The 13897-nt window shown below is 63.0% G+C and carries 16 protein-coding genes; 10 read left to right on the top strand and 6 right to left on the bottom strand.

Features of this window, described 5'->3' with window-relative positions; all coding sequences use genetic code 11:
• Positions 1–118: 118 nt before the first annotated feature.
• Positions 119–1882 carry a cation:proton antiporter gene (locus M5C01_RS22690; RefSeq protein WP_152736609.1) on the bottom strand — a complete coding sequence of 588 codons (1764 nt, stop codon included), beginning with the start codon at positions 1880–1882 and terminating at the stop codon, positions 119–121.
• A 278-nt stretch (positions 1883–2160) separates the two neighbouring features.
• On the opposite strand from M5C01_RS22690, the gene M5C01_RS22685 reads away from it, so the two are divergent.
• Entirely contained in the window at positions 2161–2652 is a 492-nt protein-coding gene (locus M5C01_RS22685; RefSeq protein WP_100939860.1) for an acyl-CoA thioesterase, read from the top strand.
• A 17-nt stretch (positions 2653–2669) separates the two neighbouring features.
• Here M5C01_RS22685 and pdxY read toward each other — a convergent pair whose 3' ends face one another.
• Entirely contained in the window at positions 2670–3542 is an 873-nt protein-coding gene (pdxY, locus tag M5C01_RS22680) for a pyridoxal kinase PdxY (RefSeq protein ID WP_152736608.1), read from the bottom strand.
• 114 nt (positions 3543–3656) lie between these two features.
• Between pdxY and M5C01_RS22675 the strand changes: the two genes are divergently transcribed.
• Positions 3657–4061, top strand: a complete 405-nt coding sequence (locus tag M5C01_RS22675; protein WP_100939862.1) for a DUF3301 domain-containing protein — start codon at positions 3657–3659, stop codon at positions 4059–4061.
• Between the two features lie 55 nt (positions 4062–4116).
• On the opposite strand, the gene M5C01_RS22670 is transcribed toward M5C01_RS22675, so the two are convergent.
• Positions 4117–5097, bottom strand: a complete 981-nt coding sequence (locus M5C01_RS22670; RefSeq protein WP_152736607.1) for a CobW-like GTP-binding protein — start codon at positions 5095–5097, stop codon at positions 4117–4119.
• A 34-nt stretch (positions 5098–5131) separates the two neighbouring features.
• On the opposite strand from M5C01_RS22670, the gene M5C01_RS22665 reads away from it, so the two are divergent.
• Complete coding sequence (locus M5C01_RS22665) at positions 5132–5482, top strand: NADH:ubiquinone oxidoreductase (RefSeq protein ID WP_178129709.1); 351 nt, start codon at positions 5132–5134, stop codon at positions 5480–5482.
• A gap of 159 nt (positions 5483–5641) precedes the next feature.
• Here M5C01_RS22665 and M5C01_RS22660 read toward each other — a convergent pair whose 3' ends face one another.
• The gene (locus M5C01_RS22660; RefSeq protein WP_152736605.1) at positions 5642–6292 is read right to left on the bottom strand and encodes a DUF1826 domain-containing protein; all 651 of its coding nucleotides are present in this window, start codon (positions 6290–6292) and stop codon (positions 5642–5644) included.
• Positions 6292–7500, bottom strand: coding sequence for a zinc metallochaperone GTPase ZigA (zigA, locus tag M5C01_RS22655; protein ID WP_152736604.1), 1209 nt, complete (start codon positions 7498–7500; stop codon positions 6292–6294). Before zigA ends, M5C01_RS22660 begins: the two co-directional genes overlap by 1 nt.
• 201 nt (positions 7501–7701) lie before the next feature.
• Between zigA and M5C01_RS22650 the strand changes: the two genes are divergently transcribed.
• A complete protein-coding gene (locus M5C01_RS22650; RefSeq protein ID WP_103497203.1) occupies positions 7702–8082 on the top strand; it encodes a glutamine synthetase in 381 nt (126 codons plus the stop codon).
• A 126-nt stretch (positions 8083–8208) separates the two neighbouring features.
• Here the strand turns inward: M5C01_RS22650 and M5C01_RS22645 are convergent, their stop codons facing one another.
• The gene (locus tag M5C01_RS22645) at positions 8209–9450 is read right to left on the bottom strand and encodes an N-acetylmuramoyl-L-alanine amidase (RefSeq protein WP_152736603.1); all 1242 of its coding nucleotides are present in this window, start codon (positions 9448–9450) and stop codon (positions 8209–8211) included.
• Between the two features lie 127 nt (positions 9451–9577).
• On the opposite strand from M5C01_RS22645, the gene folE2 reads away from it, so the two are divergent.
• Genes folE2 through M5C01_RS22615 form a run of 6 tightly spaced genes read left to right on the top strand, consistent with a single transcriptional unit; the run spans position 9578 to position 13895 of the window.
• Positions 9578–10474 carry a GTP cyclohydrolase FolE2 gene (gene folE2 / locus M5C01_RS22640; RefSeq protein ID WP_152736602.1) on the top strand — a complete coding sequence of 299 codons (897 nt, stop codon included), beginning with the start codon at positions 9578–9580 and terminating at the stop codon, positions 10472–10474.
• Positions 10471–11139: an ATP-binding cassette domain-containing protein gene (locus M5C01_RS22635; RefSeq protein WP_100939870.1), complete on the top strand. Its 669-nt coding sequence runs from the start codon at positions 10471–10473 to the stop codon at positions 11137–11139. Before folE2 ends, M5C01_RS22635 begins: the two co-directional genes overlap by 4 nt.
• A gap of 2 nt (positions 11140–11141) precedes the next feature.
• Positions 11142–12008, top strand: a complete 867-nt coding sequence (locus M5C01_RS22630) for a metal ABC transporter permease (protein WP_152736875.1) — start codon at positions 11142–11144, stop codon at positions 12006–12008.
• An 11-nt stretch (positions 12009–12019) separates the two neighbouring features.
• Entirely contained in the window at positions 12020–12907 is an 888-nt protein-coding gene (locus tag M5C01_RS22625; RefSeq protein WP_152736601.1) for a metal ABC transporter substrate-binding protein, read from the top strand.
• Positions 12904–13338 carry a phosphoribosyl-AMP cyclohydrolase gene (hisI, locus tag M5C01_RS22620; RefSeq protein ID WP_152736600.1) on the top strand — a complete coding sequence of 145 codons (435 nt, stop codon included), beginning with the start codon at positions 12904–12906 and terminating at the stop codon, positions 13336–13338. The genes M5C01_RS22625 and hisI overlap by 4 nt, the downstream gene beginning before the upstream one ends.
• A complete protein-coding gene (locus tag M5C01_RS22615; protein WP_103497138.1) occupies positions 13335–13895 on the top strand; it encodes a carbonate dehydratase in 561 nt (186 codons plus the stop codon). The genes hisI and M5C01_RS22615 overlap by 4 nt, the downstream gene beginning before the upstream one ends.
• The last annotated feature ends 2 nt before the right edge of the window (positions 13896–13897 follow it).

The raw sequence follows: 13897 nt of genomic DNA, 5'->3' as shown, positions 1-13897 counted from the left end.
ACGCTACCTTGGGTTGACTCGGACCTGTAGGAGCAGGGCTTGCCCGCGAAGCTTTTGGCGGCCTCAAGGGCCCCTTCGCTGGCAAGCCCTGCTCCTACAAAGGGTCGGCACCTGAACCTCAGTGCCCCGCCGAATCGCTCTTGTGCTCCAGCGTCTCCAGCAAGGCGACCTGCATCCGCGTGTGCACACGCACAAACCAGCGCCACAACACCGCCGCGATCGCCGCTGCAACCACCGCGATCAGCACCAGCAACTCGCTGGTGGGCAGAATGCTCGCCGACAGCGCCGACAGCAGCAGGAAAATCACCAGCAGCGACAGCAGCGGAATCACCTCGGCGATCACCCTTCTGACCCGCTGGGTGTGCCGTCCCGCCACCTCGGCTTTCACGCCCATCTCCGCCAGCAGCATCGACAGCGCCTTGAGCTTGCGGTACGCCGCAATCAGGAAGGGTAGCGACAACAGCAGCGCCCCACCCCAGATCAGGCCGTTGTGCCAGCTCGGCTCATTGATCCAGTCGGCCAGATAATCGGCAATCGGCGCCGCGAAGAAGCCCCCGGCAAAGAAGATCGCCATCACCAGCGCCAGGTTGACCCCCACCTGCAACAGAATCCGCCGGATCATCGAGGCCAGCAGCGCGCCCTCGCCCTGGGGCTGGATGCTGCGCAACCATTCACCGTAGAGGCTGAACACCCGTGCCAGGCGTCGCGGCATCACCGCCGCCAGCTTGAGCGACAGTGGGTCCGCCGCGCGGATCAGATAGGGCGTGAGCAGCGTGGTGATCACCGAGACCGCCACCGCGACCGGATAGAGAAAGTCACTGGTGACCTGCAAGGTCATCCCCAGCGCCGCGATAATGAAAGAGAACTCGCCGATCTGCGACAGCCCCATCCCCACCCGCAACGACGTCCGGCCATCGTTGCCGGCAATAAACGCCCCCAGCCCGCAGGAGAGCATCTTGCCCAGCACCACCGCGACGGTGATCACGGCAATCGGCCAGGCGTAATCGAGGAGGATCGCCGGATCGATCATCAAGCCGATGGCAACGAAGAAGATCGCGCTGAACAGGTCGCGAACCGGCTCGATCAGGCGTTCGATTTTCAGCAACTGACGGGACTCGGCCATGATCGCGCCAATCAGGAACGCCCCCAGGACCATGCTGTATTCCAGCTTGACCACCAACAGGCAGAAACCGAAACACAGGCCGAGCACGGTGATCAGCAGCATCTCGTTGCTTTCGAAGCGGGCGACGTAAGCCAACAGCCGCGGCACCAGCAGGATGCCGACCACCAGGGCGACGATCATGAACAGCGACAGCTTGCCCACGGTGGAGAACACCTCGCCCGAGCTTACGGTGCCGCTGACCGCGATGCTCGACAGCAAGGCGATGATGCCGATGCCGAGGATGTCCTCGACGATCAGTACGCCGAAGATCAGCTGGGCGAAGCGCTGGTTCTTCATCTTCAGGTCGTTGAGCGCCTTGACGATGATGGTGGTCGAGGAAATCGCCAGGATCGCGCCGAGGAACAGCGAATCCATGGTGTTCCAGTCGAACCAGCGGCCGATTTCGTAGCCGATCCAGATCATCAGCACGATTTCCAGGAACGCCGCGATAAACGCCGTGGCCCCGACCTTGAACAGCTTGCCCAGGCTGAACTCCAGGCCCAGGCAGAACATCAGGAAAATCACCCCCAGCTCGGCCAGGGTCTTGATGGTGTCTTCGTCGTGGATCAGGCCGAACGGCGGCGTGTGCGGCCCGATGATAAAACCGGCGACGATATAGCCGAGCACCACCGGTTGCTTGAAACGGTGGAAGAGGATGGTCACCACACCGGCCACCAGCATGATCACGGCCAGGTCCTGGATAAAGCTGATGGCATGCATAGCGTGGCGCTCCTTGCTGTTGGGAAAGCGGCCATGGGACAGCTTTTTGAGCCGTCAGCAATCACCGTTCCTGGTGTGAGAACTTTCTATGGCATGGCTTTCTGAAGGTTAACACCGCGACTTCCGACAAAAAGCCGGTGCAATATGTAGAAACAGATCCCTTGAAGCGTGACGATGCCCCCATCAACGGCGTCCCGTTATCGAGTGTCTGTGAAAATGAAGGAAGCGCCCGTAGAGGTGCCTGAGCCAATCCCTGCCTACCCAACCGTGAGCGTGCTATGGAACCCGGAAATGCCCAGCTGTCGATGACTGTTTTGATGACCCCGGACATGGCCAACTTTTCTGGCAATGTCCACGGCGGCACCTTGCTCAAGTACCTGGATGAAGTGGCTTACGCCTGCGCCAGCCGTTATGCCGGGCGTTATGTGGTGACCCTGTCGGTGGACCAGGTGATTTTCCGCGAGCCGATCCATGTCGGCGAACTGGTGACCTTCCTGGCCTCGGTCAACTACACCGGCAACACCTCCATGGAGGTGGGCATCAAGGTGGTGACGGAGAATATCCGCGAGCGTTCGGTGCGCCACACCAATAGCTGCTTCTTCACCATGGTCGCGGTCGACGACCAGCGCAAGCCGGCCGCCGTGCCGCCGTTGCAGCCGCAAAGCAGCGAGGACAAGCGTCGCTACGTGCAGGCGCAACAGCGTCGGCAGATTCGCCAGGAGCTGGAAAAGCGCTACCAGGAAATCAAGGCCGACGGTGAAGGCGACTGAAACCCTGAAGACAGGGCCTACAGGCTGATCGACTCCGCCTCGAACCGCACCCGCGGATGCACGATGCGGTCCTGGGCCCGCACCAGCTCCAGCTCGTAGCTGGCGCAGGCCTGGGTTTCCAGCAACACCTCATGCACCGCCGAGGCGGCGAACTCGAACGCCGCCACCAGGCTGTCGCCCAGCAGCACCCGCGCCAGGAACAGCCCCGAGGTCAGGTCGCCGACGCCCACCGGCTGCTTCGGGAAGGCCAGCAAGGGCCGTCGCAGGTGCCAGCTGCCCTCGGCAGTGACCAGGAGCATCTCGAAACTGTCGGCCAGCTTGCCCGGATAGGCCAGGTGCTTGACCAGCACCGCCTTCGGTCCCCGCGCCAGCAGGCTGCGGGCCATGGCCAGGCAATCGAACAGGGAACTCGGCGTACGCCCGCAGAAGCTATCGAGCTCAAGCTGATTGGGGCAGAGGAAATCGGCCATGGCCGCCGCTTCTTCCAGCAGGAAATCACTGACCTCGGTCGGCACGCTGCAGCCTTTCTCCGGATGGCCCATCACCGGGTCGCAGAGGTACAGGGCATTGGGATTGATCGCCTTGATCCGCGCCACACCCGCGAGGATCGCCCGGCCCTGGGCCGCACTGCCGAGGTAGCCGGACAACACGGCATCGCAGTTGCCCAACTCACCGATGGCGGCAATCCCCTCGACCAGCTCGGGAATCCGCTGCGGCGCCAGCACTTCGCCCGCCCACTGCCCGTATTGGGTGTGGTTGGAGAACTGCACGGTGTTCAGCGGCCAGACATTGACCCCGACGCGCTGCATGGGGAAAACCGCCGCACTGTTGCCGGCATGGCCGAAAACCACGTGGGATTGAATGGCGAGCAAATGGGGAGTGCGTTTCATTCCGTATTCCAGAAAGGCCAGTGGATTCAAGGCGCTGAGTATGCGACTAAACGGAGCCTGTACGACAGGCCGGGGAGCCAGTTAAGCTGAGCTGACTTTGTTGGAGTGGCGTTCATGCTGACCCTCGGAAATATGTTCGTGCTGATGTTGCTGGCGACCGGCGCTGCCTGGCTCTGGCACAACCATGGCCTGCGCGAGCGGGCGCTGGAGCGGGTCAAGCAGCACTGCGCCAAGCTCGACATCGAGCTGCTCGATGGCGCCGTCGCCCTCAAGCGCATCGGTTTTGTCCGTGACGCCCATGGTCGGCGGCGTCTGGCGCGGATCTACAATTTCGAGTTCACCGTCACCGGTGAGCAGCGTCACGCCGGGACCATCACCCAGTTCGGCGCCCACAGCGCCCATATCGAGCTGGCACCCTACCCGTTCGAAGCCAAACCGGAAGTACGCAGCGCCGAAGTGATCGAATTGAGCCAATGGCGCCAGGATCATGCCAAGGACCATAACAATTTGCGTCGTTGAACGGCCCGGCGGTGGTTTGCCAGTGAGAGCGATGCAAGATGCAATGCCGCTCGCCCTACAAACGACACTGCACCATTCCCGCCTTTAACGACTCGATCTCCTGTTTTTCAGCGAAGATCAGCTCAATACGTGAATCCCGCCGCCATTCACTGGGCTGCCATTGCACCGTGGAGTTATCCACGGCGTTGGCGGAAACCCAGCCGTCGGGGCTGTGGATAACCAGTTTGGCCCGCAACCAATCCAGCCCGGACAACCAGCGCTGGAGCTTTTCCGTATCGAAGCGCTGGCTCGGGTGCCAGCGCCAGCCGATACTCCAGTTGCCGTCCTGGGCATGATCCAGGCAGATCGGTTGGGCCGGGTCGGTCCAGATCGCCGCCAGTGGGGCGTTGACCGGTGCGCCTGCGGAGGGCGCGATACCAGCGTAGGTGTGAGCCTGCTCGCGATGACCGTTATCCAGGGCGAGCAACTCGGCCAACCCCAACACGCCCTGCTCCGTCCAGTGCACAGGTCCTTCAGGCAAGCGGGCCAGCACCCGCTGCCGCTCAACCGCGTCCAACCCTTCAGACTTGTTCAACACCCGTAACCCCGCCAACTCCAGCGCTTCCTGCTGGGAGTCCGGCAACGGCTTGCCCGCCGCCAGGGCCCGGGCGTCCAGCACCAGCACGCAAGGTTGCAACGCCAGGACACCCAGCCAGGGCGCCTCGGCCAGTTGCTTGAGGATCTGCACCGGATGCCCCAACCCGGAGGGCTCGATCAACAGCCGGTCCGGTCGCGCCTTGCGCAACAGCCGGGTCAATCCGACCTGGAATGGCGCGCCGTTGACGCAGCAGACACAGCCGCCTGCCACTTCCCCCAGTGCGATACCATCGTCGCCCCGGGTCAGCAGTGCGGCGTCCAGGCCGATCTGACCGAACTCGTTGATCAGCACCGCCCAGCGCTCGCCTTCCGGCTTTTGCGCCAGCAGTTGCCGAATCAGGCTGGTCTTGCCCGCGCCCAGCGGGCCGGCGATGACATGGGTGGGAATGTTCTGCAACATAGAGGGCCGATGATCTGAAAGAGATGAAAGAATGATGCGCCTGATCTGCCTGGCGTTGCTGTTCGGCTCGGGCCAGGTGCTGGCCCAGGCCTGCGTGGTGCATAGCCATGGGCAGCGGCTGGACGTCAAAGTCTGCCAGGAAAACATCAATATCCCGGCCAAGCTGTTCAGCGACGGCTTCTGCCAGCCGAACCTGCCGGGGCAGAAGGTCGAGGTCGAGTACGTCGAACAGTGCCCGGGCGGTTCCTTCGGCGTGTGCGGCAACGCGCAAGTGGCCAATATGCCTTATCGGCAGAATATCCACTATTACGGCGTGGCGACGGATGCGGCGTATCTCAAGCCGTTTTGTGAGGGCCAAAGCCAGGGCCACTGGCAAACCCCATAACCACGACAGTCACAGATCCCAATGTGGGAGCGGAGCTTGCCCGCGAAGGGAGCGCCGCGTTTTTTCAGATACACCGCGTCATCGTTCTTCGCGGGCAAGCTCCGCTCCCACAAGGGTTTGGCGGTGTTTGCCAGAATGAGTAACTTCTGAGAGTCCGGATCAGGCCAACCAATCCAAGGTCAGGATCAACCGCCTCCCACCCTCCGGCACCGGCGGCGAACGGTGCACCAGGCCAAAACCTTCATTCCCGTGCCAGCGCTCGCCCTTGAGCAACGCCACCGCGCCGCTGTCCACCTGCTGGATCAGCGCCGGCTCACCAGGCTCCGCCGCCGCATTGCCCAACAGCCGACGATCGATCGCCCCTTCCGCCAGCCACTGGCTGCCCACCCCCGCATAGGTGGTGATCAAGCGCACCGGCACATGATCGACATGAAAACGCGGGCACATGGCCTTGTCCAGCACCCGCAAACGCAGACCGATCCGCCGCGCGCCGAGCAGGCAGGCATAAGCGCTGACCAGCCAGGACACATCGCTCAAGAACCCTTCATAACCCTCCAGATCGCTAAACCCCGAAGCCAGTCCCTGCAGATTCGGCCGTGCCTCGTCATCCGGCATTTCCAGGCTGAGGGATTCGGCCAACGGCTCGTTCAACGACAACAACAGGGTCGCGAAATCGGCAATATGCCCTGGCAACCGACGCTGCCAGACCGCCAGGTTGACCCCCTCGTCGAGAATCTCGCCCAGCACCGTCGGCGCTTCGCCCTGCACCTGCCGAATCGTCGGCAAGGCCTTCCGGCGTGGTGCCAGCATCAGGCGGCCTCCTCTTCATGCCAGGCACCGAACGGATCGGGCAGCACGCTCCAACCCTCGACCCCAAGGGCCATTTCCTCATCGTTCAACAGGCAGTCATCCAACCGCGCGGTCAGCTGCGCGAAGTCGATGTTCTGCCCGATAAACACCAGTTCCTGGCGGCAATCGCCGGTTTCCGGCGTCCAGTGCTGCATGATCGCCGTGACGCTTTCCTGATCCTGCGGCCACTGCGGTTTCGGCACGAAGCGCCACCAGCGCCCGGCAAAACCATGGCGCATCAGGCCACCGGCCTGGGACCAGCTGCCGGCCTCCTGGTACTTGCTGGCCAGCCAGAAAAAGCCCTTGGAGCGCAGCAGCTTGCCGTTCACCCAGGGCCGGTTGATAAAGTCGAAAAAGCGCTCGGGATGAAACGGCCGCCGTGCCCGGTACGCCGTGGAAGCAATGCCGTACTCCTCGGTTTCCGGCACATGCTCGCCGCGCAGTTCCTGCAACCAGCCCGGCGCCTGGGCCGCGCGCTCGAAGTCGAAACGGCCGGTGTTGAGGATCTTCGCCAGGGGGATCTCGCCCATCACCATGGGAATGATTTCCGCCTGGGCGTTCAGGCGCTGCAGAATCGCCATCAACTCCAGACGTTCGCTGCTGCTGATCAAATCGATCTTGCTGATCAGGATCACGTCGGCAAACTCGATCTGCTCGATCAGCAGGTCGGTGATCGAGCGCTCGTCCTCTTCGCCCAGGGTCTCACCACGGGAGGCGAGGCTTTCGGCAGCCTGGTAATCGAGCAGGAAATTCATACCGTCGACCACCGTGACCATGGTGTCGAGCCGGGCGACATCCGCCAGGCTCTGGCCGCTTTCATCACGAAAGGTAAAGGTCTCGGCCACCGGCAGCGGCTCGGAGATGCCGGTGGATTCGATCAGCAGGTAATCGAAACGACCGTCGCGGGCCAGCTTGCCGACTTCCTCCAGCAGGTCTTCGCGCAAGGTGCAGCAGATGCAGCCGTTGCTCATCTCGACGAGCTTTTCCTCGGCGCGATTGAGGCTGACATCGCGCTGCACTTCGCTGCCGTCGATATTGATTTCGCTCATGTCGTTGACGATCACGGCCACCCGCAGGTTTTCGCGATTGCGCAGCACGTAGTTGAGCAGGGTACTTTTACCGGCACCGAGAAAGCCGGACAGCACGGTCACGGGTAGACGTTGGGTCATGGGGTTTTCCTCATCAGATCGGCCGGGTCAAAGCGCCCGTTTATGGCGTTCGCGCAGCTCTTCACGTTCTTTGGCTTCGATGCACATCGGGTCCGGGATTTATTTAATGTTATATTATAACAATGCAAATAATCCAATCCCCCGCTTGCTCGCCGCGACGAAGAGCGCAATGCTGGGTCGATCCCGTTGCCGAGAATGCCGATGCGTCCTGTCCTGAACTATCTGTTGCCGGTCCTGTTGTTGGTGGCGGCGAACGCCGAGGCCCAAGTGCCGGCCCCTACCCAGACGAACTGCACCCGCAGCGCCAACCTGCTGGCGTGCAAGGATGGGCTGGGCAACGCCTATGGCGTGGCGACCGAGGGCAAGACGATTTATTTGCAGGGCTTTGAAGTGATCGGCAAGCGCTACTGGGCGCAGACCAGCAGCCGCTATGGGCAGTTGACGTTCTTCACCGGGATAGCTTCGGACGGTGAAGCCTGGGTCGGTTACAGCCGGCGAGTGGGCTGGACCACCCAGAACCGTTTTTCCAGTTCAGGCGGGTTGAGCAAAAAGTTTGTTTGCGACCGAATGGTGGGGTGCTAGGCAATACTGGATAACACACACCTTGTAGGAGCCTGGCTTGCCAGCGAAGAGGCCCTTGAGCCTTGCGCCGCACATCCTGCCGCCATCGCCAGCAAGCCGGCTCCCACAAGGGTGAAGCAGCCAGTCTTAGACCAACCCTTCCTGCACCTGCTGCTGTTGCCAGGCGATATAGCTGTCCGCCGGCGGGTTCTTCTCGAAGTAACGCTTCAAACCCTCGAACAACCCATCGGCAATCGCCTGCTGGTGCCGCGCCGTGACCAGCCGCTGGCTGTCACGGGCGTTGGAGATAAAACCGGTCTCCACCAGGATCGACGGCACGTCCGGCGACTTCAGCACCGCGAACCCCGCCTGTTCCACACGCTTCTGGTGCAGGGTGGTGATGCCTTCCAGGCTGCCCAACACGCTGTGCCCCAGCTGCAGGCTGGAAGCGATGGTGGCGTTCATCGACATATCGAGAATCACCCCGGCCAGCATCGGGTCCTTGTCCTTGAGATTGAGCAGGCTCTGCGCGCCCAGCAGGTCGGCGCCGTTTTCGCGCTGGGCCATAAACCGCGCCGTGGTCGACGTCGCCCCGCCTTCCGACAAGGCAAACACCGAAGCCCCCGAAGCCGTAATCCGCGGTGCGGCATCGGCATGCACCGAGATAAACATGTCGGCGTTGTTCTTGCGGGAGAACTCCACCCGCTTGCGCAGGGGCACGAAGAAGTCGTCGTTGCGCACCAGGCGCACATCGAAGCCCTTCTCACGCTTGAGACGCTTGGCCAACAGTCGGCCAATGGACAGCACCACGTCTTTCTCGCGCTCGCCCTTGGAACCTACGGCCCCCGGATCCTTGCCGCCATGGCCAGGGTCGACCACCACCATGATGTCGCGCTTGCGATGGGTGTTGCCGCTCGCCTCCTCATGCCGCACAGGCGGCGGCGCGACGACCGCCGGTGCCGCCGCCAGGGCCGCCGTCGGCACCGCGGCGCTGCCATTGCTGGTCAGGTCGAGCACCAGGCGATGGCCCTGCGTACCCTCGGGCGGCAACAGGAAGCTGTTGAGCTGAACCGGGTTGGCCAGGTCGAGGACGATCCGCGTATCGCCCTCGCCGAAATGCCCGGAGCGGATCGAACGGATCACCGTATTGCTCAGCGCTAGCTGTCGGAAATCGCCCGTCAGCTTGGCGCCGCTCAGGTCGATGATCAACCGCTCGGGCGAGGTCAGGGAAAAGGTCTTGTATTGAATCGGACCGCTGAGGTCCAGCACCAGCCGCAGCTTGTTGCCGTCGCGCCACAGCCGCGCATTCTGGATCTGCGCCGCCGACACACCGAACGGCAAAACCACCGCACCGGCCAATAAAAAGTTGAGCAACTGACGTCTATGCATAACAGGTACCGCGGATAAGGGAGCGTCCGTACTCGTTGTCGCTGTGTAAAGCCCCAGCAAAAAAGGCATCGTCGACTGAATAGTTATAATATAACATGTCACTTTAACTCCGACGATGGACCTGCTCATGAATGCGTTGACGCTGCCGGATATCGCCGCGCAGTCATCCCGGCAAGCCTTGCCCCTCGAGTGGGTGGGCATGTGCGGCATTGCCCTGCCCGTCTCGATTGACGGCCACAGCCTCAGCGCCAAAGCCGATGCGGGTGTCAGCCTCGACGATGGCGAAGCGCGGGGCATTCATATGTCACGTCTGTACCTGGCCCTGGAACAACTGGAACAGGAAGACCTGACGCCCGCGCTGATACGAGAAGTATTGCAGCAATTTCTCGACAGCCACGACGGACTTTCCAGCAACGCCTATCTACGCATCCATAGCGATCTGCTGCTCAAACGCCCGGCGTTGGTCAGTCCGCTGGCCGGCTGGAAAACCTATCCAGTCAGTGTCTTGGCCGAACTGAAAAACGGAGTGTTCCACGTGGAACTAAAAATTGACGTGGCCTACTCCTCAACCTGCCCGTGCTCGGCCGCCCTCGCCCGGCAGTTGATCCAACAGCAATTCATCAACGACTTCGCCGACAAGCCCCTGGAGCACAGTGACGTCCTCAGCTGGCTCGGCGGACCGCAAGGCGTCGTCGCCACACCTCACAGTCAGCGCAGCATTGCACAATTGCATATTCATTTAGATGAAAAAACGTATCGGTTTCCCTTCGAGGCCCTGATCGACGACGCCGAGGCCGCCCTCGGCACTGCCGTGCAGACCGCGGTGAAACGCGCGGACGAACAAGCCTTCGCCCTCGCCAATGGCCAGAACCTGATGTTCTGCGAAGACGCGGCGCGCCGCCTCAACCTGGCGCTCAAGCGCTCGGACGCGGTCAACGGCTTCCACTTGCGGGTGGTTCACGCCGAAAGCCTGCATGCCCATGACGCCGTGGCTGAGAGCCGCTGGAATTGGAGGCAGGCATGATCCGTTGCCAAGGCCTGCGCTGGGGCGCCCCGGGCCAGCCCCTCACTCCTGCCGTGGATTTCGAACTCGCCGCCGGCAGCCTGACCGCTGTGATCGGTGCCAACGGCACCGGCAAAAGCAGCCTGTTGAAAGTCATCGCCGGGCTGCAAAAACCGCTGTCCGGCAAAGTGCATCTGGATGTTCCACGGCGCGGCAGCCTGTCGTTCCTGCCGCAGCAACAGCATCTGGACCGGCAATTCCCCATCAGCCTGCAAGAGCTGGTGGCCGCCGGGTTCTGGGGCATCAAGCAAACCCCGCAACAGCGCAGCGAACGCCTGCAAGCCGTGCTCGAAGACTGGCACCTCGGCGGCCTGGAACATCGCCCGCTGATGGCCTTGTCCGGCGGTGAATTGCAGCGCGCCCTGCTAGCCCGCATGAGCCTGGCCTCGGCGCCGGTCCTGTTGCTCGACGAACCCCACGCCGCCCTCGACGAAGATGGCCAGGCGCTGCTGTGGAAACATATCCACGCCTGGCACGCCGAAGGTCGCACCCTAGTGGTGGTCTGCCATGACCTCGCCGCCGTGCGCCAGCACATCCCCAACGCCTTGCAGATCAAGAGCAGCGGTTGCGTCCTGGCGCCCAGCACCGAGCTGATCCGCCAACAACCCATTACGCAGGTAGCCTGATGTTGATGTTCGCCAGCCACCTGTTGCAACCGTTCCAGGATTTCGTGTTCATGCGCCGAGCGTTGATCGGTGGGCTGGTCCTGGCCTGCAGTACCGCGCCACTTGGGGTGTTCCTGATTTTGCGGCGCATGAGCCTGATCGGTGACGCGGTCGCCCACGGCATTCTGCCCGGCGCCGCCATCGGCTTCTGGATCGCCGGCCTGAGCCTGCCGGCCCTGACCCTCGGCGGCCTCGGCGCAGGCATGGGCATGGCCGGGCTCTCGGCCTGGATCACCCGCCGCACCGGCCTGCGCGAAGACGCCAGCCTCGCGGCGATCTACCCGATCTCCCTGGCCAGCGGCGTGCTGATCCTCGGCATCGCCGGCAAACGCCTGGACCTGTTGCACCTGCTGTTCGGCTCGGCCCTGGCGGTGGACGGTCCGACCCTGACCGGGATGCTCTGGGTCTGCGGCATCAGCCTGGTGGTGATGGCGCTGATCTATCGCCCGCTGCTGCTGGACACCCTCGACCCGCTGTTCCTGCAAACCGTCAGCCGCCTCGGCCCCCTCGCCCACGGGGTGTTCCTGACCCTGGTGGTGCTGAACCTGGTGATCGGTTTCCAGGCCATCGGCGCGCTGATGGTGGTCGGCCTGATGATGCTGCCGGCGATCGCCTCGCGCTTCTGGAGCCGCAACCTGCCGGTGCTGATGCTGATCGCCGCGCTGATCGGCTGTGTCTCGGTCACCCTCGGTCTGCTGCTGTCGTTCTACTACTCGCTGCCCAGCGGCCCGGCCATTGTGCTGGTGGCAGGCGGCTTTTATCTGCTGTCCGTGGTCTTCGGTCCGGTGCACGGTTTGCTGCGCCGCCCGCCTTTGCTTACATCCCAATGAGGTCTTATCCGATGCGCGCTTTACTCGTGCTGTTCAGCTCCGTGCTGGCCTTGTCACTGAACCTGTCCACCGCCCAGGCCGCGGACAAACTCCCGGTGGTCGCCAGCTTCAGTATTCTGCGAGATATCACCCAGCAGATCGGCGGCGACCATATCGCGGTCATCGGCATGGTCGGCCCGGACGCCGATGCCCACACCTACGAACCGACGCCGGATGACGCCAAGGCCCTGCTCAACGCCAAGCTGATCGTCAAGAACGGCCTGGGCTTCGAGCCGTGGCTCGACCGCCTGGTGACCAGCACCGAGACCAAGGCACCGGTGGTCACCGCCAGCAAGGGCGTGATCTCCCACACCATGGTCGACGACGGCGAAACCATTCCCGACCCGCACGCCTGGCACAACCTGGCCAACGCCGAAATCTATGTGAACAACATCACCAAGGCACTGATCAAGGTCGACCCGGCGAACAAGGACGACTACACCCGCAACAGCCAGGCCTACCTGAAAGTGATCCACGGCCTGTTGGCCGAAGCCAAGGTCAAGCTCGGCAACCTGCCGGCCGGCAACCGTCGCATCGTCACCTCCCATGACGCCTTCGGTTACCTGGGCCAGGCCTACGGCATCCAGTTCATGGCGCCACAGGGCCTGTCCACCGAACGTGAGCCGTCCGCCGCCGAAGTTGCCGCGCTGATCACCCAGATCCGCAAGGACAAGGTCAAGGCCGTGTTCATGGAAAACATCAAGGACGCCCGCCTGCTGCAGCAGATTGCCGACGAAAGCGGCGCGCAGATCGGCGGCACCCTGTATTCCGACGCCCTCGCCGCCGAAGGTCCGGCCAGCACCTTTACCGGCCTGTTCGAATACAACATGAACACCCTGCACGCGGCACTGAGCAAATGACCGCGCGGCCGCCCCTGTCGATGCTCGATCTGGAGAGCGCCGCCCTGGGTAGCCGCTGGCCTCTCGCGGCGGTGCTCGATGCACTGCCGTGGAACGAGGACGGACTGATCGCCGCCATCACCCAGCAACACGACAGCGGCGAAGTGCTGATGCTGGCCTGGATGAACCGCCAGGCCCTCGGCGAAACCCTCGAGAGCCGCCAGGTCTGCTACTGGTCGCGCTCACGCCAGCGCCTGTGGCGCAAGGGCGAAACCTCCGGGCACCGCCAGTACCTGATCGAGGCACGCCTGGATTGCGATGGCGACGCGGTGCTGCTGAGGGTCGACCAGCAAGGCCCGGCCTGCCACACCGGGCGTCCCAATTGTTTCTACAACGCGATTCGTGACGGCGAGGTGCACGTCATCAGCGCCCCTCAGGAGAACGCTTCATGATCCGCAAGAATCCTTCCGGCCACCTGCCCGTGATCGCCGAGTCCGCTTACGTGGACAAGACGGCAATCATCTGCGGCAAGGTGGTGATCGGTGAAAACGTCTTTGTCGGCCCCTACGCGGTGATCCGCGCCGACGAAGTCAACGCCCAAGGCGAGATGGACCCCATCGTCATCGGCGCCAATTCGAATATCCAGGACGGCGTGGTGATCCACTCCAAATCCGGCGCGGCGGTGACCATCGGCGAGTTCACCTCCATCGCCCACCGCTCCATCGTCCATGGTCCCTGCACCGTCGGCGACCGGGTGTTTATCGGCTTCAACAGCGTGCTGTTCAACTGCGTGGTGGGTGACGGCAGCGTGGTCCGGCACAACTCGGTGGTGGACGGTCGCGACCTGCCGCCGGACTTCTACGTGCCCTCCACCACCCGCATCGGCCCGGGCACCGACCTGTCGCAATTCCCGCCGGTAAGCGTCAGCGCCTCGGAGTTTTCCGAAGACGTGGCACGGACCAACGTTGATCTGGTGCGCGGCTACAAGGCCCTGCAAAACGAGTTCTGAAC

Source organism: Pseudomonas sp. MWU12-2319, assembly GCF_023242525.1.
Taxonomy (GTDB): Bacteria; Pseudomonadota; Gammaproteobacteria; order Pseudomonadales; family Pseudomonadaceae; genus Aquipseudomonas; species Aquipseudomonas gingeri_D.
Note: the sequence above shows the minus strand (reverse complement) of the source record. Positions and strands in the feature narration are given on the sequence as shown.